This window comes from Actinomycetes bacterium (genome assembly GCA_022599915.1).
GTDB lineage: Bacteria > Actinomycetota > Actinomycetes > S36-B12.
The window spans coordinates 1-22,654 of record JAHZLH010000068.1; the positions used below are offsets into that span (position 1 = coordinate 1).

Below are 22,654 nucleotides of genomic sequence, written 5' to 3' on the forward strand. Positions count from 1 at the left end.
AAATCGATGCTGAGATCAAGCAAGCTCGAAAAAGCAACACCCAGCGCTGGCCAGAGATGAAGCCCGAATCAACTGATCGGGTCGATTTCCTCACCCAATGGCTGAACGAACGAACCGACTGGATGGGAGCCAACCTCTGAGAACACGAAGTTAAACTCTGAGCCACTTGCGGGGACCCCAAAGGTCACGTTTGGTGCATCCAGTACGTCGTTCGTCATGCGCTTGATTAACCTTCGACGCCCGCCGCTCAAGGCATGGAACCGCCACCGTGATGCGGCACGGTTCCGGACACATCTCCTAGCGATCCGTGTTGGCTGCCCTTTGGCTCCTAGGGGCACCGGCGCCTTTCCTGAGGAGAGGTAGCGCTTGGCTGGGCCTTTGTTGCTCAAGTTGGGCATTATTGGGATACGTTTTCACTCATAACCTGTCAGGTGACGTAGGCAGATGGCTCACGTCGAAGTGAGATGACAGACAGGGAAGTGTCATGGTTGCTCGCAGATTTCCAACAGCGGTGACGCTGTCTGTAGCTGGACTCGCATGGGTGATGGTTTTTGCCGCCCCCAGTCATGCACAAGGCCCAAACTCCACACGGGTAGATCAGCCAGAAGATGTAGCGGTGTCCACTGGCGATGCGGCACGGCAAGCCGAGCGGGAACTTAGGCAGGCCAAGCCAAGTAAACCTCGTGACTTCAAGGCCCTATCCGGCGCCGGGAAGCTGAAGTTGACGTGGAAAAAGCCGTCGAGCGGCGGGAAAGTCAAGTACGAAGAACGGCACCGGCTGGAGTCCAAATCAAAGTGGTCCAAGATCAAAACCACAGGTTCACGGTCGATGACGGTGAAAGGTCTTAAGAAAGGCAAGTACCAGTTTCAGGTTCGAGCTCGGAATGCGACCGGGACCGGGAAATGGGCCAAGCGCACGACCCAGTCATACGTGGCCACGCTTCCTATCGTTTCCATCGTCACCGATAAGCGAGAACCCATCGTCAGCAAAGACGATTACCTTGACGCTTCAATGAAGATCAAGCCCAACGGGACGAAAGTGAAGAGCTTCAAAGGAGACCTAGAAATCCGCGGGCGCGGCAACAGTTCATGGACTTTGCCGAGGAAGCCGTACAAGCTGAAACTGGCGGAGAAAAGCAAGCTGATGGGGATGCCCGAAAGTAAGCACTGGGCGCTCCTGGCGAACTGGGCTGACCCTAGCCAGTTACGGAACTCAGCAGCCATGTTCCTCGGGGAGCAAACGACGCTGGCATGGACTCCGAAAATGCGCCACGTCGAAGTGCAAGTCAACGGCAAGTACATGGGCCTCTACCAACTCGCGGAAACGGTTCGAATCGAAGGCAACCGAGTCGACATAATCGAAATGTCGCCCAGTGACACAGGCCCAGTGGATATCACCGGCGGTTACTTGCTCGAACAAGACGGACGTCGTGTGGAGAATCAGGAGTTTGGCTTTCTTTCTAAGCTCGGACAAGACATCGTGGTGAAGAATCCAGAACCGGATGCCAAGGATGGGATCTCCGAGCAGGACCTCGCCCCCCAACTGGCATATATCAGTGACTATGTGAACGGCTTCGAAGCCAGCCTTCCCTCGGGATACGCGCAATTCATCGATACTCGCTCGTTCATCGACTGGTACCTCGTCCAAGAGCTTGTTCGCAATCCCGATTCCAGTTTCGCCTCCAACTTCCTATACAAACCCCGTTCTGGACTACTATTTGCCGGACCCCTGTGGGATTTCGACCATGCGATAGGCCGGCAAGAGGTGGAAAGGTCTCCCGTTGGTTGGATATTGAGAGAGGAATCGCCGTGGTACTCCAGGCTCTTCACCGATCCCACCTTCGCCAGCCAGACACGGCAGGCGTGGGCTGAAGAGGTCCCCGGCTTTAGAGGGGTCGAAACTTTCCTCAAGAAAACTAATGCCGAGATCAAGAAAGCTCGAAAGAGCAACACCCAGCGCTGGCCAGATAATGAGCCTGGAGAGATCGACAAACTCAAGTTCGTCACCCAATGGCTGAACGAACGAACCGACTGGATGGGATCCAACCTCTGAGTTCGCGACCCTAGTTGGTGGCTAACGACCCAGGCGGACAGGTCCGGAACCTGGGCACCTCACCCCTTCCGGCCAGAAGTTGGACACCGACCGCCTCGAACCACCCGCCAACGGTGGCCCCGATCGGGACCGAACCAATGTCCGAGCAGCACACGCCAGCAATCCCCGATCAGCCGGATTCGCCGCCGGGATTCGCCTCCCAGCGGAAACTCTTCTTTGGCAGCTTGATGCGTCTAACCAGACCGAGGCGCTGCAATATCGGTAGTTGCCATTTAGGGAGCATGTGACTATCCCGGTACATCTTTTTCAATCCGGCAGTGCCACCCGCCCGATCAAGTTTTCGAAACTTTTTCAAGTGTTTCATTCGATTGCCGCGAAAGCCGCTCTCCGCAAAGCCACTGCGATCATGCCATTTGTCGTACCACTGATCGAATGAGCCCGTGTCATAGTGCAACACCCACAAGCGAGAACTCTTTAAACTCCGCATTTCTTGTTTGTCGTAAATCGATGCGCGATGAAGCCGTACCCGAGAAACCACCCCATCAAGTTTGACGGCTATCTTTCCGGACGAATAGCCTCGCAGGAATCTCTTGCCTTGAAATCCACTAGCGACGCCCCACCTCTTGGCCCGCAACTTGGGCTCCGGATCCTTGGGGTCGTGCTGCTTGAACCATCGCACTTCCAGAAAGGGGTCTGACATATCGGGCGAAGGTGGAATGGCCTCGAGCGGCGGCAAACGCAAGACCGAGAGTCCGTCATCTTCCGCGATAACGCTTTCGATCAGGCCATCCGGTGCGTAAATCAACTCATCACTATCAATGTGGATGAGCCAATCAAGGTCCTGTCGTCGCTCTCGAAGCACCCAGTTGACGTTAGACAGTTACCGGTGTTGGACAAAATCCGGTCGTGGATCGCGCACGTGACGCCAATGTTCGTCATCACACGGGATTGCGGTTACCCCTGGCTTACTCTTAACTGCTCCGATAGCCGGGTCCTGAGGATCATCAAAGAACAGGATAATTTCATCTACGCCGAGATGACGGTGATAGGCCGTGAATTGCAGGACCTGATCAACTGGCGCCTTGAGAGTTGTGACCGAAGCGATTCTCGGTCGTCGTGTCGTCATCAGCTCCCATCCAGTCAGCGAAAGCGAGCCGTGGCAGGCGTCGCGTCATCCGGCCGAAGTCTACATCGGTGAGTTTCCTATCTGTTTAGACAAGTGACGTCGAAGCCCCGCAGAAACACTTGACGCCTCCGGAGAGTCCCGATTTACATGCGTAGACGATTCGACGACGTGAATTGTGATGACACCGATTGGCAACCGCATCGGTCACGGCGACCTCGTCCCCGCACCGGCTTCTCACAGCCAGTTGAACACCTCGAACTTTCTTCCAGCCGCGTGGTTTAGTCGCGCGAGCATCGGGCACCTCCTGATCGAGAGCCAACCAGTCCAGTGTGGACGCAGGCAAGGAGGGAGTAATCATGTACCAGATACCACTGTGGGACTACCAAGATCGCGTTGGTCGCGTTGTAGTGTGCTCGACGCGCGTCACAGCAGACGAACGGACCAGTTCCACCGCCAGGCCACAGACCAAGTAACCGGGGGTATGGCCGCTGGATGACGATCGGTGTGACCCGACGTTAGGGGCGCAAGCCTGACAGGATGTAGATCGAGTGAGGGAATGAGCTCATGACAAAGAAGATTCTCATCGATACTGACATCGGGACGGACTCTGATGATGCAATTGCGCTTGCGTTAGCAGCCGCCAGCCCTGAACTAGAGATCGTCGGTGTCATCGCCACCGGAAAGGAAGCACGACATCGAGCTCGACTCGCCAAGAAGTTCCTTAACCTGGCGGGACGGCCACAGGTTCCGGTGTTCGTAGGGGCGGATGTCCCGGTCGGCGAAGGTGAACTGTACTGGTTCGGTCATGAGGGCGAAGGGGTCATCACTGATGACGAAGAACTTGAGTTAGATCCCAGATCAGGTGTAGAAGCCTATCGAGATCTGTCGAACGACACCCCTGATCTGGAGGTTGTCGCGATCGGGTCTATGTCGACATTGGCGCGGGCCATTACTGCCTACCCAGACATTACCGACCAGATCTCGCGAATCACCATCATGGGTGGCCAAATCCGACCAACGGTCTATGCCGATACGACGATCGGACCCGGTATCGACTACAACCTGTGTATTGATCCAGCTGCGTCCATGACTGCGCTCACTTCTGGGGCCACGATCACTTTGATCCCGTGCGAAGTGACACTGCAGACTTGGCTGACTTTCGCCGACGCAGATCTTCTGGGAACCACCGGGCCGGTTGGGCAGGCCCTGCAGACATGCGTGCAAGCTTGGGCCCCCATTCAGCAGGCCATCTTCACCGGAGTTGGAGTTGGAGTTGGCGACAACTACGACCCCAACAACGCCGATTTCCTTCATGACCCATTGACAGTCGCAACCACCTTCGCCTCCGATGTTTGTGTCTACGAGGATCTCTGGATCGAGCCCACCACGGTTGACGGTATTTTTCGAACGCTAGAACGTCCGGCGGACACTCCCGGAGCAGTGCTGCTGCAATGCGCCACTCAAGTACGAACAACCCGTTTTCACGAACTGCTCATGGGACGTCTCACCGAGGGCGCTGTGGGTCCATCAGCGAGCTAAGATCACATCCTCGGGGTCTATCCATCGCTACGGTGATGAGTGAGAATCCGGAGGCCTCATGCGAATACGTTCACTCGCCATCATTCCGATCTCGGTACCTGTGCCAACCTGCTAGCGCTGTGCCACGTACACCGTATTTGCCGACGTTCCCCGGGTAAGGGGATTGGGGAACTCCACCACGTGAGCTGCCACTGCCGGGAAGACCTCAGCTAACCGAGTCATGAAACTTTCGTCCGGTGGATCATCTGACCACAGCGCGAAGACACCGTCGGAAGACATGTGGTCCAACAGGTGAGTCAACCCATCAGTTCGATAAAAACTGGCGTGGCTGGGATGCAGCACATGATCCGGTGAATGATCGATGTCTAACAGAATCACATCGAACTGTGCCGGAGCACCGGCTGCCACCGGACCCATCTGAGCGATCACATGGAAGAAATCATCTTCGACGAGGTGAACCCGTGAGTCGGCTGCCAGTCCAACCGTCTCCGGCAGAAGTTCGCGGCGATGCCAATCGATAACGGGTGCCACCGCATCGATCACGATGAGCTCGCTGACCCGAGGATCCGCAAGCGCTGCCGCTGCGGTGTAGCCCAGTCCCAGACCACCCACCAAAACATCGATCCGATCTACCGTGGGTTGTGCCAACCCCAGCCGTGCCAATTCCTCTTCGGCAACGGTGAACAGACTAGACATCAGGAACTCTTCGCCAAGTTTCACCTCGTAGACTTCTACGCCAAGTGTTGGTTCCACCCGCCGGCGCAAGCTAATCTCACCGATCGGGGTCTGCTGCCAATCAAGTTCCTCGAAGCGGCTCGGCATGTCATCATCTCCCGGTACATGTCTGAGCCACGAAGTGGTCCAGACTCGCAACTGTAGCGGTGCGGGATCTTGCAGCCGCTTGCGAACGAGATTCCACCAGCCCGGGTCTAGATCGATGCGACCTACCCGGATTAGGATCGCGGCATGGCGCCTCGAAGGACTCTCACATTTGTCGCCGTCGCTGGCCTGACCGCCGCGGCGCTGACTGGGTTGACCGCGACCACCGCGAGTGGTGCGGGACCGGAGGACGTGCGACTGAAAAAGATTGGCAACTTTGACACTCCCATTTACGTTACTGGTGCCCCAGGTGACGGCAAACGGGTCTTCGTGGTGGAACGCGCTGGCCGGGTCCTCGTGCTCAAGAAAGGCAAACTGCTGGGCAAACCGCTGCTCAACATCAGTAAGAAGACCAGCGTTGATGCTGAGCGTGGCTTGCTGTCGATAGCGTTCTCCCCCAAGTTCGCCAACAACCGCAAGTTGTACGCGAACTACACCGACAAGGAAGGTCACACCCGCATCGCGGAATACAAAGTCAAGAAGGACAATCCCAACCGGGTAAAGAACAAGTCAGCCCGAAACGTGATGAAGATCAAGCAGCCCTACAGCAACCACAACGGTGGTCAGATTCAGTTCGGCCCGGACGGCTACTTGTACATCGGCATGGGTGACGGCGGCGGCGCCGGTGATCCAGACGGATACGCCCAGAACATGGAATCGCTTTTGGGCAAGATGCTGCGAATTGACCCGCGCGCAAAAGGGAACAAGGAGTACCGCATTCCCAGCGATAACCCGTTCGTTGGCAAGTCAGGCGTAAGGCCACAGATTTACTCGTCCGGGCTGCGGAACCCGTGGCGGTTCTCGTTTGACGCGGACAACGGTGCGCTCACTATCGGCGATGTTGGCCAGAACAAGATCGAAGAGATTGACTACACGCCAGTCGGCGAAGCCAGTGGTGCGAACTTTGGTTGGCCAATCCTGGAAGGCACCGATCGGTTCAGTGGCGGACCCACCGCTGGTCTGACACCGCCGGTGATCGAGGTTGATCATTCGGAGGGTTGGTGTTCGATCACCGGTGGCTATGTAGTGCGGGACCCGAAATCCAGTGCGTTTGGCAACTATCTCTACGGCGACTTCTGCGCCGGGGAGATTCGCTCAGCAGTACTCGCGGCCGCAGGGGCCTCACAGGAACGTGAACTGAGCATCTCGGTGCCCAGTCTGGTGTCCTTCGGTGAGGACAGCAAGAAACGGGTATACGTGGTCTCGTTGGGTGGTGCGGTCTACCGCTTGGTTGGTTGATTCGCTGACTACCCGTAACAAGGCGGTGCGCACCCGATCGGTTTTGGATACTGCTATCTGCCCGACCAGAGTGGCACGATGGCGCTATGACCGTCCTCGACTTTCAGGCTCGCAATACTCCTATCCAGCGAGTTGATGCCCTCGCCGTGGAGTTGGGGCTGACTCCCGGGCGGCTGTGGATCAAGCGAGATGACCGCACTGGACTGAACTCGGGTGGCAACAAGGCGCGCAAACTGGAGTACCTCGTCGGGGACGCCGTCGATCAAGGTTGCGACGTACTAGTGACCACTGGAGCTGCCCAAAGTAACCACGTCAGCGCAACGGCAGCAGCGGCGCGAGCCAGCGGGATGGACTGCGTGGCGGTGCTGTCTACCTTGGGCGCGCAGCATCAGGCTGAGGGAAACCTCGTGCTCGACGATCTGTTTGATGTGAAAGTTGTTTGGTGTCATCCGAATGAGCGCCAGTCACAGTTGGCGGCAACTACTGCCGAACTTGCCGAACAAGGTCGCCGCCCGTATCCCATCCCCATCGGCGGCACTAACGCGCTGGGGGCTTCCGGCTACGTCGCTGCCGCCGAGGAGATCGTGACGGTAGTGCCTGACCCCGTTGCCGTGTGCGCGGTGGGAACGGGTGGCACCCAAGCCGGGCTGACAGTAGGGATGGGCGACCACGAGCGGGTACTGGGATTCGACGTTGCGGCAATCCGAGATCTCGATGACACGGTGCCGCAGGTGATCAACGACTGTGCGGAACTGCTGGGACGACCCACCCCGGTGGGGGCTTGGTCAGTGGATCGCCGCCAAGCCCGGGAGCCGTATGGCAAGCCGACTGCCGCCACCCACGAAGCCATCCGGCTCACCGCCCGAGCCATCGGATTGGTTCTCGATCCGGTGTATACCGGTCGCGCTATGGCGGGACTCATCGAACGTGCCCGCAACAGTGACCTTCCCGATGCCCCCATCGTGTTCGTGCACAGCGGTGGTATGCCAGCGCTATTCACCCATAGCTACCAACATTGGTTTTCCGTTCCCGCAGAACTATCCTCCGGAAAATAACCATCACGAACTAGCCGCTGCGGTTGTGGTGCGGCGCAATCGATGGGCCTCGTCGAACAGGCTGCGCTCCGCCAACCGGGTTGCCACCGCAGCCGCTATCGCTGGCGCTGCCAGCAGCATGTACATCACCACAATCTGGTAGCGGATCGCCTCCATTGGTTCGGTACCCGCCAGAATCAAACCCGTCATCGCCCCAGGCAAGGCGATCAATCCGACCACTTTCGTGGAATCCATCGCCGGCAGCAAAGCACCGCGGACCGAACCCTGCCGTTGCGCAGCGAAGGCCGTCTCCGCAGACAGACCCAGTGCGAGCCGTGCTTCCACCTGATCGCGTGCAGCGGCTGCGGAGTCACGGATGCCTCGCAGCGATAGCCCGGTCGCAACCATCGCGCCGCTGATCACCATGCCACCCACCGGGATCACGACAGTGGGGGTGGTCTCGATGATCCGCAAGCCCAGTAACAACCCGATGGTGGCAGCAGCAGCGATAGCCAAACCGATCGTGGCCACCTTGCGGGAACTCGGCAGACCGGCAGCTCGCCGTCCGGCGACCTGACCGCCAATTACCACCATGATCGCTAGCCACCCGAAAGCAGCAGGCAAACCCCCGAATTCGAAGATCACCCCCAACAGCAATCCGATCGCGACAAGTTGGGCGAAGGCACGCGCCGCAACAATGACGAGTTCCTTCGTCAGGCCGAGCTGCAATCGCCAGCACACCAGACCGGCAACCAGAACGAGACTCAGTGCGGCCGCCACCCCCGACCAGGTAGGAATTTGTGCCACTTCAGTCATGGTGTACCTCCGGATTCCTCAGCAAGATAGGACAACGATTCGGGTGGCCCTTGCTGCACCACTCGCCCAGCACGAAGCACTACGGCATGATCAGCGAGGCGGCGGACTCGGTCGAGGTCATGACTCACCACAACCACCGCGCAACCGTGATCAGCCAGACTGCCGATGATCTCGTCGACAGCCGTTGCGGCCTCGGCGTCCAAGGCGCTGGTCGGCTCATCGAGCAGCAACACCTCTGGCTCAACCGCGAGCGCACGAGCCAGTGATAGCCGCTGCAGTTCACCGCCGGAAAGTCCTGCGGTGCTGCGTTGCGGATCTAGGTAGGCCAGCCGCACCACTCGCAGTAATTCCATCAACTCAGACCGCCCCAACTCCGATCTGCCTACGCGCACCTCGTCTGCCACCGTCGCAGTGAGCGCCACCGGGCGCTGGCCCACCAACCCAACACGACGCCGCAGCGCTAGCACGTCTAGTTCAGGCAGCGGCATTCCATCCAACAGGATCTCGCCTTGATCGGGTTCCTCAAATCGATTGAGTAGCCGCAGCAGCAGCGTCTTCCCTGCCCCACTGGGACCCAGCAGTGCTGTCACCGCACCCCGCGGCATCCAGCAGTCAACCCGATCCAATAGCGGGCTGCCGTCGCTGACAAGCGACACCGAGTTCACCGCAAAAAGGGGCGCCGAAACGGGTTTTCCTTCAGGCACCGGGCCAGTCACATCTCAACGGTACGCGCCCCCGGCCCCCGGCTGTAGCCAACGGAGCAAAGCGGGAAGATCGCGACAACTTACCGTGGCAGCGTGTCAGGGCCCTCGATAACCGGCATGATGGCTCTCATGGCCAAATTCATGGCGGCAGCCCGGAAGAATATCGGCGAGACGCTGAGCAAGTTCACCACCGATCCGGCGGTTCGGGTCGGCATCTTGCAAGCGGCGTGGAGCGTCGCCCCATCCTTTGCTCGCGGGCTTTTGCCACGCAGCCCCAGCCAGCAGGCAATCATCGTGGGCGTCAACGCCGCGGCGCAATATGCGCTGGGAACCACTGGTTGGTCTCTCATCTCGTCCATTGCCGCTGGTGTCCCTGGCCATCATGCCGGACAGCGGGCGTTGGCGATCACCGCCGCAACTACCGGGACCACGTCGCTGGCTTTGGAGCGACAACTACGCCCGGTCTCCGGGGAAAACTTCGCCTCAGCCGCCGCGTGGACCGCTGCAAAGACCACCGCCACCACCTCCCTTGCTGGCGGCTTAGTGCTGGCCTCCGACATGCTCATTCATGGCCTGCTGAAGAAGGAACCAGGCATCAAGACCACCCTGGCTATTGACATCGGCGCCGGAGCGATCATGGCCACCGGTACTTTGGTCCGCCGCCACCGACGGGCTCGCAAGTTCGGCATGGTGGAAGAAGAGCGAGCCGCGGTCAAGAAAATGCGTGGTCCCAAGGCCTACGCATCCATGTCTGTGATCAGTGCCGGCACTACCGTCGGGATTGCCGCGCTAGCGGTCGGGGAGCAAGCCGCTTCTCGAGCTATCGATCGCGGGCTCAGCAGGCTGGTGGGGCGAGAACTGGGTGAAACTGGTGTCCTTTTAGGCCACGGTCTTACCGCGGTGGCACTCGCTGGCGTCGCCTATGCCGGTCTGCAGCGAGTTCGGACGCGGACTGCGCGGGACAACGAAGTCATCGAACCGGCGTACCCCGATCCGCCCAAGTCACCGCACGTTTCCTGTGGCCCAACCAGCCTGGTGGAATTCGACGACATTGGGAAGGAAGGCCGGCGGTTTGTCCTGATGACGCTGGACGCCAAGCAGATCAATAACGTCATGGGTGAGGAGGCCGCTGAGCCAGTTCGCGCTGTGATTCCTCGGGAGGGCGCAATTGCGGATCGCGCCCAACTAGCCGTCGATGAGTTGGAACGGCTGGGCGGACTGGAAAAGTCCATGATTGTGGTCGCCTCACCGACCGGCGTTGGCTACGTGAACTACATCATGGCGGAAGCCCTGGAGTATCTGACGCTGGGCAACTGCGCCATTGTTGTTCCGCAGTACGCGATGGTTCCCTCCGCTTTGGCACTCAACAAGACTGACGAGGGCACCGAACTGCAGGGAGCGATCTTGCGTCTCCTACAGGAACGGCTGGAAGGCATTCCCGAAGTCCGCCGGCCACGAATCTTCCAGTTCGGTGAAAGTCTGGGAGCGCAAACCGCGTTGGATGTTGCTGCCGAGGGCGGCATCGACCGACTGGATCGGTTGGGGGTTTCCGGCGGCCTCTACCTCGGGGTGCCATTCCGCAGCAAGGCTTGGAACATCTGGAAGCGCGACCGAGAGATCATCGATCCCGATGGCCGAATGGTGCTGTCACCAGATGCTGATGAAGCTCCGCGTCGTTCCGGGATGCATCTGATGCTCGTGCACCACGACGATCCGGTGAACATGTTCAGCTACGAAATGGTCGTTAAGCGTCCAGACTGGTTCGGCCCACCTGCAGATCGGCCACCCAAAGTCCCCCGTGAGGTGTTATTCCGCCCGGTAGCCAGTTTCGTGATCACCCTGATCGATCTCATGAACGGTATGGATCAGCGACCCGGAAACTTTGTTCGCGTCGGACACGACTATCGGATCGACATGCGCCAGGCTCTCGAGAAGGCCTACAACCTGCGATCGTCGCGTACGCAAGCAGATGCGATCGAAAGTTCCTTGCGGACTCGTGAGGAGATGTGGGCGCAAGCGCGAATGGTGCTGCGGAACATGAATCGGGCGTTGACCAATATCTCGGCCACATTGGACAAATGGGGTCAATCAGCAATGACATTGCAGTTTGCCGAAGAGCAAGGATTCAGCCTCCCGGCTTTGCTGCAGCAGGCCAAAGACAACGGCGTGATGTCAACGCTATCGAGTAAAATGGAAGGATTGGGAGATTCCAGCAACTAGGGACTCAGCGAGCAGGGCGCCTGTCTGAGTGCGGCGCTGCGGTGGGTGCCAACATCACATCGCTAGCAGGCCAAGTTGGGCCGTTGAGAGCAATCGGAAGAGCGTTTGCCCGGCTCAACGACGGCCGGCGGTGCCCTGGAGTACTACCGCGGTGCGCTGTCGCGCGCTCCTGCCAGATCGATAGTGTTGGAGCGGGCATTGGTCTGTTGCGGGATGGGGACCTGGCTTGCCGGTCGGTGGCCGGTCGTTTGCCGCAGCAGACTGTAAACCTCCTCGGCGCGGAAGCGTCGGTGTCCACCAAGCGTGCGGATAGACGTCAACTTGCCAGCCTTAGCCCACCTTGTGACTGTCTTGGGGTCCACCCGGAAGAGTGACGCCACCTCCGAGGGAGTCAAGAGTTCCTCGCCGTCAAGTGAGCGTCCAGCCATGGGAGCCTCCTAAGGACCCGGCGGTTCGGACTGTCCCGACACCCGCCTTGTTGCTGTTATTCTGTGAATGTTGCACACGTCACACTTTCCGGCAACCGATTGTCACAAATCGAATACAACTTTCTTCAGCTTTTACTGCGCAACCCGCTGCAACCGGGCAAAAACTGCTAGGGAGCGGTCCGGTTTGCGGTTGGCGGCCCGGCGTCATGGCGGCGATCACCAGACAGACAAGGTGTCGCGTTGCCGCTGAACGACCCTGGTCACAGCCAACTGCCCATAAGTGTCGCCGGGTGGGCCCCACAACTAGTAGAGTGTGGGTACGAGATTTCAGTGAACGAGCCCACACCACGGGCCAATCGATGTGCGAGGGGGTCGAGCCATGGGGCGCGGCCGGGCAAAGGCGAAGCAAACGAAAGTCGCGCGACGACTGAAGTACAGCGGACCTGACACCGACCTGGAACGACTCGAAGCCGAGTTGACAGGTAAGGGCGACGATGACGAGGTCAGCGACGCCGAACCAGACGATTCATACGCCGATGATCCGTACGCGAAATACATCGAGGACTCAGAATCTGACGACTGACGGACAGGACGCCCCGGGTTCCTAGCCAGCCGTGGGGTAATCTCCCGTCAACATAGCGATGCCACCTGTGCCACCTTTCGCGGGTGCGTCACCCTGATCCCCCTGCTGCTGCACCCGGACTTCGCCCATAGCTACCGCTGGGACCCCGGCTTGAGCAGCCTGTTCAAAAATTCCGGTTAGCGATGCCGGTTCAGCCACCACAACCATGCCGATGCCCATATTGAAGGCGGTCTCCATCTCTAGTCGCGAGATATTCCCCCGCTCTGCGATCAGCGAGAAGATCGGTAGTGGCGCCCAGGTGGCACGACTAATCACCGCAATCAGACCCTGCGGAAGTACCCTGCCCACGTTGGCAGCCAAACCGCCGCCAGTGACGTGGGACATCGCGTGCACCCCGATGTTCGAGCGAGCCAACGACAAGCAGAGTCGAGTGTAAATCCGAGTGGGCTCCAGTAGTTCTTCCCCGATGGTCCGCCCAAGCGCTGGGACGACCTCGGCAAGTGCCGCCGGATCGTCCCGATGCAACACCGCCCGAGCGAGCGAGTAGCCATTGGAGTGCAACCCCGAGGCCCCAAGGCCGACTAGCACGTCGCCGGGCTTTACGAGGTGCGGACCCAGTCGCAAGTCTGCTTCGACGATACCGGTTGCTGCCCCGGCGAGGTCGTACTCGTCTGGAGCCATCAGTCCAGGATGCTCCGCGGTCTCTCCGCCGATTAAGGCAACACCCGCCTCCGCGCACCCGGCGGCAATCCCCGACACGATGGCCGCGATTCGCTCAGGTTCCACTCGACCAGTCGCAATGTAGTCGGTAAGGAACAATGGCTCCGCGCCGGTGACCACAATGTCGTCCACGATCATTGCCACGAGATCTCGACCGATGGTGTCGTGGCGATCTAGCGCGCGGGCGATGGCGACCTTGGTGCCCACTCCATCAGTGGACGTCGCAAGTACCGGTCGCTGATATTCCTTGGCGATCGATAGGTCGAACAACCCGGCAAAACCGCCGAAGCCGTCGAGAACTTCCGGTCGCGTGGCTGCCGCCACACTGGTCCGCATCAGATCGACGGCACGCTCACCCGCGACCACGTCAACCCCGGCCGCCGCATAAGACGCAGGCGCCGGAGCGGCTTGGCCATTGCCAGCAGCACCATCAGCACCAGTCATGACGGCTGGGCTCCAACCTCAGTCCCATCGCGCAACATCGTGGCACCTGGCAGCGAGGCGGTGAGCACATCCCCCAGCGCGTGTTCCGCGGGAAGTGGCATCGGATAGACCCCGTCGAAGCAAGCCCGGCAAAGTTGATCAGCAGGAACGCCGGTGGCCTCCGTGAGTTCAGCTACCGAGACATATCCCAGGCTGTCTGCGCCGATAGATTCGCAAATCTGGGCGACTGTCATCTTGTTAGCAATGAGCTCGGTCCGAGTAGCGAAGTCAATGCCGAAGAAGCAGGGCCATTTCACTGGTGGGCTGGAAATGCGCACGTGAACTTCACGAGCACCATACTCCCGCAGCATTTTGACCAAGGCGGCTTGAGTGTTGCCCCGCACGATGGAGTCGTCGACAACGACCAACCGCTTACCCTCGATAACTCCTCGAAGTGGGTTCAACTTCAAGCGGATGCCGAGCTGTCTGATGGATTGTGACGGCTGAATGAAAGTACGGCCTACGTAGGAGTTCTTAACCAATCCTTCAGCAAACGGAATCCCGGACTCTTGGGCATAGCCGATGGCTGCATATCGGCCAGACTCTGGGACCGGAATGACGAGGTCAGCGTCGGCCGGAAACTCACGAGCCAACCGTCGGCCAGTGTCCGTGCGCACTTCTTCAACCTGGCGACCGGAGATCCGAGTGTCAGGCCGAGCCAAGTAGACAAACTCGAACAGACAGCCTTTCGGCTCAGCCGGGGCGAAGCGCTGGCTACGCACACCAGAGTCATCGATCTCGATGAGTTCGCCTGGCTCGATTTCACGCACGAAGGCGGCACCGACGATGTCGAGGGCTGCCGTTTCGCTCGCTACCACCCACCCCTGCTGCAACCGGCCCAGCACCAGCGGACGGATACCGTGCGGATCACGAGCGGCATACAGGGTGTGCTGATCCATAAAGACCAGCGAAAACGCCCCTGCCAAATCCGGCAGTACCGACAGCGCGGCATCGGCGAGCGACCCGCCAGAATGCGCTGCCAACAGCGTCGCCATCAGTTCGGTGTCTGATTGGGCCAGACCGGCGCCCAACTCAAGTTCGCCAGACTCGGCCGCGGCCGCGGCTGCGGCTGCCTGATCGGCGAGTTGCGCCGTATTCGTCAGGTTGCCGTTGTGAGCCAAAGCGATACTGCCACCGGAGGTTGGCCGGAATGTAGGTTGCGCGTTCTCCCAAACACTGGCACCAGTCGTGGAGTAGCGGCAATGCCCAATCGCGAAGTGCCCTGGCATACTTTCCAGAATTTCCTCGTTGAAGACTTGGCTAACCAGCCCCATCTCCTTGTAGACCACGATCCGGCTGCCGTCGCTTACCGCGATCCCCGCTGACTCTTGCCCGCGATGCTGCAGCGCGTACAGCCCGAAGTAACTGAGTTGGGAAACCGCCTCACCGGGCGCCCAAATTCCGAACACGCCACACTCGTCTTGAGGGGCCTTGTCATGATCGAGAAGGTTGTGATTCAACCGCCCGTCTCCGCGCGTCACCAACCCAGTGTAGGGGGCGCTGCCAATACACCGAAACGCTGTGGGGGTGTCGGGGAGTTTGAGTCACTTGGCATTGCCTGCGACAACCTCAGCCAACTGCACAATCTGCTCATCAGTAGCACCGGGAATCAGGGTGGTTACCTCGGTGTAGTTGCCAGCCACGATCATGCCGACTCTCCCTAGACGGGGAAGGAGGTAAGCAGACTCAGCCCCCTTCACCTTGACCTGCTGTACGGCGCCGATATTTTCCTCGGCCGCGCGAACATTTTCGCGATATAGGAACTTGCCGCCACCATCAGAAACCTTCACCAGCACCAGCGCGGCTTGATCTGCGGCCGTCCATTGACATTCTGCTTGCTGTTGATTTGAGGCCGAAGTGGGGGTGGGACCGGTGAACTCTTTGCCAAATAGCTGCTGGAGTTGTTCCGATGTCACCAGATCACAGCGTTGATCCGCAGTAGCGGGTGCGGTTGTCGCTGCGGTCGGCACATCCGCTGGATCTTCGGCTGAGATACACCCAGTAAGCGCGGTGACTAGTGCCGCGACCGCCGCAATTGCCAGCCGATTCATGGTGTCTGTGTCCTGTCCGCTAGCACTGCCGGGAACATTACCGACAAGTCGGAGCGCTCCCCACTCGCGTGGATGTCTCCACTCCCTACTTGATCCTGCCAGGACAGATCCCCCGTGATCAGGCCTAGCAGCGATTCCGCTGACATTTCCACCGTGGCCGCAGGGGTGCCTCGCCGATGAACCGGCCCAGCAATGATCTGCGTCGCCGCGACTGGAATCACCCGCAGCTCAACGGACCGACCCGGGAACTGCCGATTCAAGTCGGCCAGGGCGGCTCTGACCGCTACCGCTGTACCGGTGCCATCGGTGCGCCACTGCTGCAGCGCAGTTGTGGCTGCTATCGAAAGCCGCAACCGTTGTTCGGTCATGCCCCAAGAATTAGCAGATCGTCCGCAATCAGGTTGCGGCGCTGCTCTTCGCTGACTTCCGCCCGATCTGGATGCTGCGACATAGCGAGCGAATCCAGCAGGCTCAAGCATATGTGGCGATGGTAGGCCAGCGCCTTCCGCGGATTCTCTCGGAGCGCAGCGGCATAGCTAGCTACCAGTCGGGATTCCTGATCCAGCGAATCCAGGTATCCGCCGCTAATCCCCAGCAGGATGAGTGCTGGGTGGTGTGGGGTGAACATCTTGCGAGCCAGCCGCGGTTGATCGCCATGGACATTCAGGATCTCACTGTCGAGAAAAGCAAGATCGGTGAGCGGATTCAGTTTGCCGGTGGCAATGATTGCGCCAGCGAAATAGTCAGTACTGATTTCTCCGCTGGTGACGTCGCGGCTGGTAACGCCCAGCGCGTCGATGTCTTCAATCTCTTCTAACGCGATGACCTCGTGCCCGATGAGGACATCGGCCGCGCCGGCTACCACTATGTCCGGCGATCGGTCGTAGCCCACCGCCGGGATTCCCACCGCTTGCAGGGCCCGCAGAGCGGTAGACCCGCGGATTCCGGTTCCGATGACCGCCCAGGCATCAGGTGCGGGGTTGATGGTGCTCGGGCGCCGTAAAACAGGCTCCACTGAAGCAATCGACATAAGTCCTCCCACCCACATCTTCCACCCTCGGCGCCCCGAATACTAGACCAGGCCGTTGCAAAATCGTAATGCTTGGACCCTGCCCGTACACTCGTCGGGTGGATCTTGAGCTCACGGCGGGCGTTTGGCTCGTCACGCTAGCCGTCATACTCGGGCTCTTTGTTCTGGACCTCGGTATGGCGGTTGCCCGCCCGCATGCAGTGGGGTTCCGCGAGGCCGCGATCTGGTCAGTCTTCTACATTGGCGTCGCCATCGTCTTTGGCATTGTGTTCAGCGTGTGGGCCGGGGGTGATTTCGGGGCGCAGTACTTTGCCGGCTATATCGTGGAAAAGACGTTGTCGATCGACAACTTGTTTGTCTTCGTAATCATCATGTCGGCGTTCGCGGTACCGCCCCAGCACCAGCAGAAACTCCTCATTTTGGGAATCGCGCTGGCGTTAGTCATGCGAGCGATCTTCATCGCCATGGGTGCCGCGCTGCTTGCCTACTTCTCCTTTATGTTCCTACTTTTCGGCGTTTTGCTGATCTACACCGGGTTCGCCCTATACAAGCACCGTGACGAGGACCCCGATGTTGGCGATAACGTACTCGTGGTTGCCACTAAGAAACTCCTACCCACCACGGATGAATATGTCGGCGGGAAACTCTTCACCCGGATCAAAGGTAAGCTCACTGCCACCCCGATGTTCATCGGACTAATAGCCATCGGCACCACCGATCTGCTGTTCGCATTGGACTCGATCCCCGCCGTTTTCGGCGTGACCTCAGAGCCATATATCGTGTTCGTCGCCAACGCCTTCGCCCTGCTAGGCCTGCGGGCACTGTTCTTCTTAGTGAAGGGGCTATTAGACCGGCTGGTACATCTGTCAATCGGCCTGGCCATCATTTTGGTGTTCATCGGCGTCAAGCTCGTCCTGCATTGGGCGCACGGGATCTGGCCGGCAGTTCCTGAAGTAAGCACCGGATTCTCGCTGGCCGTTATCCTCGTCGTCATCACCATCACCACAATCACCAGCGTGCTAGCGGTGCGTAAGGATCCGAGCCTGGTCGCTCATGCCGGCTCAGTCCGCGGCCACGACGACACACCAGCGGCGCCCGCGGCTGAGACTCCCAGTGATGAACGACCCACCGAGTCGTAGCGACCAGCGAGTTGCGCCTAGGTGACCAGCCAGATCACTACGTAGATCACGGCCGCGACTCCGACAAAAATCCCCAGGAACTTCAGCAGCCGCTTCGTTGCGGAGCCAGATGATTCCGCGGCATCGCCGGCTTGCTCTCCCTCAATCGCAGCTACCCGTCCACCTGGATGACGCAGCGCAGACAACGCCGCCAAGAGCATGACGGCCGCCATCCCGTAGATCACCCAGGTCAGTGCCGAAGCGATGTCACCGGGAACCTCGGATAGGAATGCCTCCTGAACTTTTTCGGGCACGTTAGCGAGCGCCCCGGCAGCTCCGCCACTCGTCTGGCCACTCAAACTGCCGACTAGCGCCTCCGAGGTCGACTCATCCAGGCCAAACTTCTCCGCACTGGCAGCAATCTGGTCTGCGATCTGGTTGGACATGATGGAGCCCAGGATGGCTAAACCCAGCGCAGCGGCGTAGTTGCGCACCGTCTGCGTGATGCCGGTAACCTCCCCGTAGGTTGCGTTGATCGCCCGGTTTACTGCGTCGGTACTCGCTGGGCCCAGCATTAGACCTGCACCCGCACCAGCGACCACGATCCACGGCGAGACCGCCCCGGCCGATAGCGAGTCTGCGTTGATCGCCCAGCCGGTGTAGCCCACTGCTCCGATAAGCCCACCGAGCAGCATCGGGGGTTTCGAACCACGGGAATCCAGCAGCGCACCACCGACTTGGGCTGCGATGACGAATCCGAGGAAGAACCACATTAGGAATAGACCAGATTCTTGTGCGCTATATCCGAGTGCGGCCTGGGCGTAGACGCTCAAGAAGAAGAACACCGGGACGAAAGCCATCGATAAGAAAAACAGCACCGCGTTGTCCGCCTGGAATGCCCGGTCGGTGAAGATTTGGACCTTGATGAGCGGGTACTCCTGCTTGGTCTCGTAACGCAAAAACAGTGCTAACACGGCGAAGCCACCGAGTATGCAGCTCCAGGTCGCCGGACTCTCCCACCCCCAAGTTCCCGCCTGTTGGAAGCCGAGGACCGACAGTCCCATGCCAACAATCGTGAACACCGCCCCGCCCCAGTCGATCGGCTCATCCTGGCGTTGCGTCTCCACATGACACAGGCCGGTAAGGACGAGAGCGATCACCGCGATCGGAATGTTGACCCAGAAGATCGACCGCCAGTCCCACTCGACTAGGTACCCGCCGAGCAGTGGACCAATGGCAGTAAGTCCACCGGTGATGGCAAAGAACAGCGCCAGTGCTCGACCGCGAGTGGAAATCGTAAATGCCGCTACGACGATGGCCAGCGCCGCCGGGAATAGCATGGCGGCGCCGACTCCTTCGATGAAGCGCCAGCCGATCAACCACACCCCGGCCCACTCCCCGCTGGGTGTCAGCCCGCACATAAGCGAGGAAAAGGCGAAGACGACGGTCCCGATGATGACCATGCGACGATGGCCGTAGACATCGGCCATCCGACCCATCAGGGCGAAGGTCGCAGCCAATCCCAACAGATACCCGTTGATGATCCACTGAACGGCTTCATCGGAAATGCCGAGATCTTTCTCGATGACCGGCGCACCGATGGAGACGATCGTCTGATCGATGAAGGTCATCCCGGTGACGAACACCATGGCTGTAATAACCAGCGTGCGCTGCCCGGAAGATTTGCCGCCAGTGTCGCTGGCGACAGAACTAGTTCCTGTGCTTGATGTTGACTCAGCCATAGTTGATCTTTTCGTATCAGCCCCCGCATCGCAGTGAATGCCGCCAATCGGTCGAAAGCCACGCCAAGGTCGAAGCGCTTAACGAGCGGAGTACTGTCGGAAGGTGCGATTAACCGGCCGGATCGACTACGCCGTGCGGGCCGCGGTAGAACTCGCGGCTCGACAGGGCTACGTCCCCCTAGATGAACTGGCCGAAGCGCAGGGGCTGCCCACGGAATACGTCAGAGCAGCCATGCGCGATCTACGCCGGGCTGGGATCGTAGCCAGCAAGCGCGGTCATGACGGCGGCTACGCACTGGATCGCGCAGCAGAGATTGTCACGCTGGCCGACATCATCCGAGCGGTGGACGGGCCCCTCACCGAGGTCCGCGGCGAGCGGCCCGATGATGTCAACTACCGCGGTGCCGCCGAACCCTTGCGAGACGTGTGGCTTGCCCTGCGGGCCCATGAGCGGGCAGTTCTGGAACAGGTCACGCTAGCCGACATCATCAAAGATGATCTGCCTGAAGTCGTCAAGCAGGAGCTCTAGCTCAGTAGCCCAGCTGCTGCCGGGAGCTAATGGGAGAACCGATGAACGAGTTCGGAACCGATGCGTTGCGAGCGGCGCTCGCCGAGCGGTCCGATCCGGCGGTGCAGAAACATTGGCAGCGTTACCTCAAGGGCGAGGCTGATTTCATCGGCGTGCCGATGGCAGGAGTGCGGGCCACTGTGACCCAGTTCTGGCACAACGGATTGGTCGACGCTGGTGTTGAGCAGCAGCGACAGGTGTTCTCGGCCTGGGCAGCCCAGCCCTACACCGAGGAGCGACTCGCGGCAGTGCTACTGCTTGCGGAACGTCTTGCCAACGAACTGACTGACGACGATCTCGCCATGCTGGTGCAACCGTTGTCCTCCGGCGCTTTTGCCGATTGGAACATCGTGGATTGGTACAGCACCAAAGCACTGGCCAAGTTTGTCGCCGGAGGTGACCGAGAACAGCGCAGCGACGCGGTTCTTTCCTGGGCGAACTCAGATCAGTTATGGCAGCGGCGAGCGGCTGTGGTGAGTTTCGTCCCTCACGCGCAGCAGCCGCGGGACTTTCTTACCGATTTGCCGGAGAAGCTGCTGTTAGCCTGCGACGGCAACATCCAAGCGTCAGTTGAGCGATTTGCTCACACCGGGGTGGGTTGGCTGCTACGAGAAATGTCGCTCGCCGAACCGGACTTAGTGACGGAATACGTCACTGGCCACCCAGAACTCAGTGCCGAAGCTCGTCGGATGGCTACCGCCAAACTGCGACCCGGCCCGTACCGGCGTCGGTAGTACGAGATGCAGTCGAGCCATTACCCGCTCTTGCGCAGATTCGCCCCGCCTGAGATCAAAATGGCCCTTGCACACGCCAGCACAGATACGTGTTGGGTCAACTGCTGACCTGAACGCCGTCGACGGAAGCGCGAGCCGCTCCTAGGCCTTGTCGGGATCAGCGATCTCGGGGAAAAGGTCTCCCTGGCCAGCCAGCGATCCAGACCGACCACCACCTCGGCCACGAAGCACAAAAGCGAAACCGACTGCGGCTGCTGCACCGACCAACGGCCCGATCAGATAGATCCAGTAGGTACTCAGCTCGGCGCCGACGAAGTTGGGCCCGAAGGTGCGGGCTGGATTCATTGAGGCACCCGACAAGGAGGCCGCCCATAGGCCCGCCAAGGCGATATAGGAACCGACTCCAATCGCCGCAATGATCCCGATGTTTTGCGCACCAGATGCGGTCCCCAAAATGACGCTCACCAATCCGAAGGTCAAAATTGCCTCTGTCGCTAGGGCTGCGAAGTCGGTGGTGCTACTCCCTGGGTAGGAACCTCCTTCTTTGGCGCTGACAGTGACCAGCCACTGCAAAAACAATGCGGCCGTGGTGGCCGCTAGTAACTGGATAACGATGTAGCCAGGGACTCGACGCCACGGAAAATCCCCTCGCAGGGCGAACGCACAACTCACAGCGGGATTGAGGTGCGCCCCTGACACTTTTCCCATAAACATGATGATCGCCATGACCATGGCACCGGGTGCGATCACCGCGGCAGCTTGCGAGAAGGTACCCGGGTACAGCTTTCCCACCATGGGGGCACCAGCTGCGACGAGGACGAGAAAGAATGTCCCCACAAATTCGGAACATAATCGCCGCCACTCTTGATGTGGATCGGCGAAGTCTTGGATACGAGCCTCAGCATCCGCAGCAAACTGTTGCAACAGACTCGTATCATTCGCTGGCGGCTGCTGATCTGCGGTCACGGTTTCGCCGAAGCTTGTGGGTCGTGCCTAGCTATCAACATCGATAACACGTGCTGGAATATCGGTGTTCTCGCTCAGGACGTAGCTGGCGCACACTCGGTGATACCCATCAGCAATCACAGCTGGCAGACCGTGACGAATATTTCCCCGGATCAGCAGTACCGGTGACCAAGCCTCCCCATTGACAGCCTTATTCAGATCGATCTGCACGTGCGGGTCATCCGCGCCCAATCGCGGGAGCTGCGCGGCGCGCAGGATGTCTTTCGCCTTAAACATTTCTATTGGGGCCTTCTCAAGGCGGTCCGCAAGTGTTTGCGCCTCACCAGGAGGTGCGACAAGGCCCAAGTAGTTGGCAGCGGCCGGGTAATCATGGTTGTCCGGTTGCTCCTTCCAGTTCACTGAGTCGGCGTCATTGGCAACCTCTGCGACAGATTTTTTTGACATGTGTGACCTCTAGACCGTGACGGGCAGACACCCGCGCTTCGACATGACCCTAGCCGGAATACCGGGGGGTCGCCTGCGCACGGCAGCCGCGGTTTGATCACCGACAACACAGCCACTCACGATGGCGGTGGCAAGAATCCTGCTAGCGGCTAAAGTCCGGTGGACCTCGTGCTCACA

The 22,654-nt window shown here is 59.6% G+C and carries 23 protein-coding genes; 9 read left to right on the forward strand and 14 right to left on the reverse strand.

Going from position 1 to position 22,654, the window contains the following annotated elements; translation table 11 throughout:
• Positions 1-511 precede the first annotated feature (511 nt).
• Positions 512-2,053, forward strand: a complete 1,542-nt coding sequence (locus K0U62_10980; GenBank protein MCH9802035.1) for a CotH kinase family protein — start codon at positions 512-514, stop codon at positions 2,051-2,053.
• Between the two features lie 169 nt (positions 2,054-2,222).
• On the opposite strand, the gene K0U62_10985 is transcribed toward K0U62_10980, so the two are convergent.
• Together K0U62_10985 and K0U62_10990 are read right to left on the reverse strand one after the other, a co-directional pair.
• Positions 2,223-2,915 carry a hypothetical protein gene (locus K0U62_10985; GenBank protein ID MCH9802036.1) on the reverse strand — a complete coding sequence of 231 codons (693 nt, stop codon included), beginning with the start codon at positions 2,913-2,915 and terminating at the stop codon, positions 2,223-2,225.
• An 18-nt stretch (positions 2,916-2,933) separates the two neighbouring features.
• Positions 2,934-3,179, reverse strand: a complete 246-nt coding sequence (locus K0U62_10990) for a glycosyltransferase family 2 protein (GenBank protein MCH9802037.1) — start codon at positions 3,177-3,179, stop codon at positions 2,934-2,936.
• A gap of 564 nt (positions 3,180-3,743) precedes the next feature.
• On the opposite strand from K0U62_10990, the gene K0U62_10995 reads away from it, so the two are divergent.
• Positions 3,744-4,718, forward strand: a complete 975-nt coding sequence (locus K0U62_10995) for a nucleoside hydrolase (GenBank protein ID MCH9802038.1) — start codon at positions 3,744-3,746, stop codon at positions 4,716-4,718.
• Between the two features lie 111 nt (positions 4,719-4,829).
• Here K0U62_10995 and K0U62_11000 read toward each other — a convergent pair whose 3' ends face one another.
• Complete coding sequence (locus K0U62_11000; protein MCH9802039.1) at positions 4,830-5,540, reverse strand: spermidine synthase; 711 nt, start codon at positions 5,538-5,540, stop codon at positions 4,830-4,832.
• Between the two features lie 144 nt (positions 5,541-5,684).
• Here K0U62_11000 and K0U62_11005 point away from each other — a divergent pair, with 144 nt between their 5' ends.
• Together K0U62_11005 and K0U62_11010 are read left to right on the forward strand one after the other, a co-directional pair.
• A complete protein-coding gene (locus K0U62_11005) occupies positions 5,685-6,836 on the forward strand; it encodes a PQQ-dependent sugar dehydrogenase (GenBank protein MCH9802040.1) in 1,152 nt (383 codons plus the stop codon).
• 86 nt (positions 6,837-6,922) lie between these two features.
• Positions 6,923-7,891 carry a pyridoxal-phosphate dependent enzyme gene (locus tag K0U62_11010; protein ID MCH9802041.1) on the forward strand — a complete coding sequence of 323 codons (969 nt, stop codon included), beginning with the start codon at positions 6,923-6,925 and terminating at the stop codon, positions 7,889-7,891.
• A gap of 3 nt (positions 7,892-7,894) precedes the next feature.
• Here the strand turns inward: K0U62_11010 and fetB are convergent, their stop codons facing one another.
• Both fetB and K0U62_11020 read right to left on the reverse strand, forming a co-directional pair.
• A complete protein-coding gene (fetB, locus tag K0U62_11015) occupies positions 7,895-8,686 on the reverse strand; it encodes an iron export ABC transporter permease subunit FetB (protein ID MCH9802042.1) in 792 nt (263 codons plus the stop codon).
• Positions 8,683-9,291, reverse strand: a complete 609-nt coding sequence (locus tag K0U62_11020; GenBank protein ID MCH9802043.1) for an ATP-binding cassette domain-containing protein — start codon at positions 9,289-9,291, stop codon at positions 8,683-8,685. The genes fetB and K0U62_11020 overlap by 4 nt, the downstream gene beginning before the upstream one ends.
• Positions 9,292-9,483: 192 nt before the next feature.
• On the opposite strand from K0U62_11020, the gene K0U62_11025 reads away from it, so the two are divergent.
• Complete coding sequence (locus K0U62_11025) at positions 9,484-11,610, forward strand: alpha/beta-hydrolase family protein (protein MCH9802044.1); 2,127 nt, start codon at positions 9,484-9,486, stop codon at positions 11,608-11,610.
• A gap of 143 nt (positions 11,611-11,753) precedes the next feature.
• Here the strand turns inward: K0U62_11025 and K0U62_11030 are convergent, their stop codons facing one another.
• Entirely contained in the window at positions 11,754-12,038 is a 285-nt protein-coding gene (locus tag K0U62_11030; GenBank protein MCH9802045.1) for a BldC family transcriptional regulator, read from the reverse strand.
• Between the two features lie 379 nt (positions 12,039-12,417).
• Between K0U62_11030 and K0U62_11035 the strand changes: the two genes are divergently transcribed.
• Entirely contained in the window at positions 12,418-12,621 is a 204-nt protein-coding gene (locus K0U62_11035) for a DUF3073 domain-containing protein (protein ID MCH9802046.1), read from the forward strand.
• A 21-nt stretch (positions 12,622-12,642) separates the two neighbouring features.
• Here the strand turns inward: K0U62_11035 and purM are convergent, their stop codons facing one another.
• The 5 genes from purM to K0U62_11060 form a co-directional block, all read right to left on the reverse strand.
• Positions 12,643-13,785, reverse strand: a complete 1,143-nt coding sequence (gene purM / locus K0U62_11040; protein MCH9802047.1) for a phosphoribosylformylglycinamidine cyclo-ligase — start codon at positions 13,783-13,785, stop codon at positions 12,643-12,645.
• Positions 13,782-15,305, reverse strand: a complete 1,524-nt coding sequence (gene purF / locus K0U62_11045; protein ID MCH9802048.1) for an amidophosphoribosyltransferase — start codon at positions 15,303-15,305, stop codon at positions 13,782-13,784. Before purF ends, purM begins: the two co-directional genes overlap by 4 nt.
• A 63-nt stretch (positions 15,306-15,368) precedes the next feature.
• Positions 15,369-15,875 carry a DUF3558 domain-containing protein gene (locus K0U62_11050; protein MCH9802049.1) on the reverse strand — a complete coding sequence of 169 codons (507 nt, stop codon included), beginning with the start codon at positions 15,873-15,875 and terminating at the stop codon, positions 15,369-15,371.
• Positions 15,872-16,243, reverse strand: a complete 372-nt coding sequence (locus K0U62_11055) for a hypothetical protein (protein ID MCH9802050.1) — start codon at positions 16,241-16,243, stop codon at positions 15,872-15,874. The genes K0U62_11050 and K0U62_11055 overlap by 4 nt, the downstream gene beginning before the upstream one ends.
• The gene (locus K0U62_11060; GenBank protein ID MCH9802051.1) at positions 16,240-16,905 is read right to left on the reverse strand and encodes a hypothetical protein; all 666 of its coding nucleotides are present in this window, start codon (positions 16,903-16,905) and stop codon (positions 16,240-16,242) included. The genes K0U62_11055 and K0U62_11060 overlap by 4 nt, the downstream gene beginning before the upstream one ends.
• Positions 16,906-16,973: 68 nt before the next feature.
• On the opposite strand from K0U62_11060, the gene K0U62_11065 reads away from it, so the two are divergent.
• Entirely contained in the window at positions 16,974-18,044 is a 1,071-nt protein-coding gene (locus K0U62_11065; protein MCH9802052.1) for a TerC/Alx family metal homeostasis membrane protein, read from the forward strand.
• 17 nt (positions 18,045-18,061) lie between these two features.
• Here K0U62_11065 and K0U62_11070 read toward each other — a convergent pair whose 3' ends face one another.
• Positions 18,062-19,765, reverse strand: coding sequence for an MFS transporter (locus tag K0U62_11070; protein MCH9802053.1), 1,704 nt, complete (start codon positions 19,763-19,765; stop codon positions 18,062-18,064).
• A gap of 103 nt (positions 19,766-19,868) precedes the next feature.
• On the opposite strand from K0U62_11070, the gene K0U62_11075 reads away from it, so the two are divergent.
• Together K0U62_11075 and K0U62_11080 are read left to right on the forward strand one after the other, a co-directional pair.
• Positions 19,869-20,294, forward strand: coding sequence for an Rrf2 family transcriptional regulator (locus tag K0U62_11075; protein MCH9802054.1), 426 nt, complete (start codon positions 19,869-19,871; stop codon positions 20,292-20,294).
• 41 nt (positions 20,295-20,335) lie between these two features.
• Positions 20,336-21,067 carry a DNA alkylation repair protein gene (locus K0U62_11080; GenBank protein ID MCH9802055.1) on the forward strand — a complete coding sequence of 244 codons (732 nt, stop codon included), beginning with the start codon at positions 20,336-20,338 and terminating at the stop codon, positions 21,065-21,067.
• 141 nt (positions 21,068-21,208) lie between these two features.
• Here the strand turns inward: K0U62_11080 and K0U62_11085 are convergent, their stop codons facing one another.
• Entirely contained in the window at positions 21,209-22,033 is an 825-nt protein-coding gene (locus K0U62_11085; protein MCH9802056.1) for an aquaporin, read from the reverse strand.
• Positions 22,034-22,060: 27 nt separating this feature from the next.
• Positions 22,061-22,477 (reverse strand): hypothetical protein, encoded by a 417-nt coding sequence (locus K0U62_11090; GenBank protein MCH9802057.1) that lies wholly within the window; start codon positions 22,475-22,477, stop codon positions 22,061-22,063.
• Between the last annotated feature and the right edge of the window lie 177 nt (positions 22,478-22,654).

Excerpts from the sequence above, each read along its gene's own strand:
- K0U62_10990 (MCH9802037.1), bottom strand. The coding sequence starts at position 3,179 with ATGACGACACGACGACCGAGAATCGCTTCGGTCACAACTCTCAAGGCG.
- K0U62_10995 (MCH9802038.1), top strand. The coding sequence starts at position 3,744 with ATGACAAAGAAGATTCTCATCGATACTGACATCGGGACGGACTCTGAT.
- K0U62_11000 (MCH9802039.1), bottom strand. The coding sequence starts at position 5,540 with ATGCCGAGCCGCTTCGAGGAACTTGATTGGCAGCAGACCCCGATCGGT.
- K0U62_11005 (MCH9802040.1), top strand. The coding sequence starts at position 5,685 with ATGGCGCCTCGAAGGACTCTCACATTTGTCGCCGTCGCTGGCCTGACC.
- K0U62_11010 (MCH9802041.1), top strand. The coding sequence starts at position 6,923 with ATGACCGTCCTCGACTTTCAGGCTCGCAATACTCCTATCCAGCGAGTT.
- fetB (MCH9802042.1), bottom strand. The coding sequence starts at position 8,686 with ATGACTGAAGTGGCACAAATTCCTACCTGGTCGGGGGTGGCGGCCGCA.
- K0U62_11020 (MCH9802043.1), bottom strand. The coding sequence starts at position 9,291 with ATGCCGCGGGGTGCGGTGACAGCACTGCTGGGTCCCAGTGGGGCAGGG.
- K0U62_11030 (MCH9802045.1), bottom strand. The coding sequence starts at position 12,038 with ATGGCTGGACGCTCACTTGACGGCGAGGAACTCTTGACTCCCTCGGAG.
- K0U62_11035 (MCH9802046.1), top strand. The coding sequence starts at position 12,418 with ATGGGGCGCGGCCGGGCAAAGGCGAAGCAAACGAAAGTCGCGCGACGA.
- purM (MCH9802047.1), bottom strand. The coding sequence starts at position 13,785 with ATGACTGGTGCTGATGGTGCTGCTGGCAATGGCCAAGCCGCTCCGGCG.
- K0U62_11050 (MCH9802049.1), bottom strand. The coding sequence starts at position 15,875 with ATGAATCGGCTGGCAATTGCGGCGGTCGCGGCACTAGTCACCGCGCTT.
- K0U62_11055 (MCH9802050.1), bottom strand. The coding sequence starts at position 16,243 with ATGACCGAACAACGGTTGCGGCTTTCGATAGCAGCCACAACTGCGCTG.
- K0U62_11060 (MCH9802051.1), bottom strand. The coding sequence starts at position 16,905 with ATGTCGATTGCTTCAGTGGAGCCTGTTTTACGGCGCCCGAGCACCATC.
- K0U62_11065 (MCH9802052.1), top strand. The coding sequence starts at position 16,974 with ATGCTTGGACCCTGCCCGTACACTCGTCGGGTGGATCTTGAGCTCACG.
- K0U62_11070 (MCH9802053.1), bottom strand. The coding sequence starts at position 19,765 with ATGGCTGAGTCAACATCAAGCACAGGAACTAGTTCTGTCGCCAGCGAC.
- K0U62_11080 (MCH9802055.1), top strand. The coding sequence starts at position 20,336 with ATGAACGAGTTCGGAACCGATGCGTTGCGAGCGGCGCTCGCCGAGCGG.
- K0U62_11090 (MCH9802057.1), bottom strand. The coding sequence starts at position 22,477 with ATGTCAAAAAAATCTGTCGCAGAGGTTGCCAATGACGCCGACTCAGTG.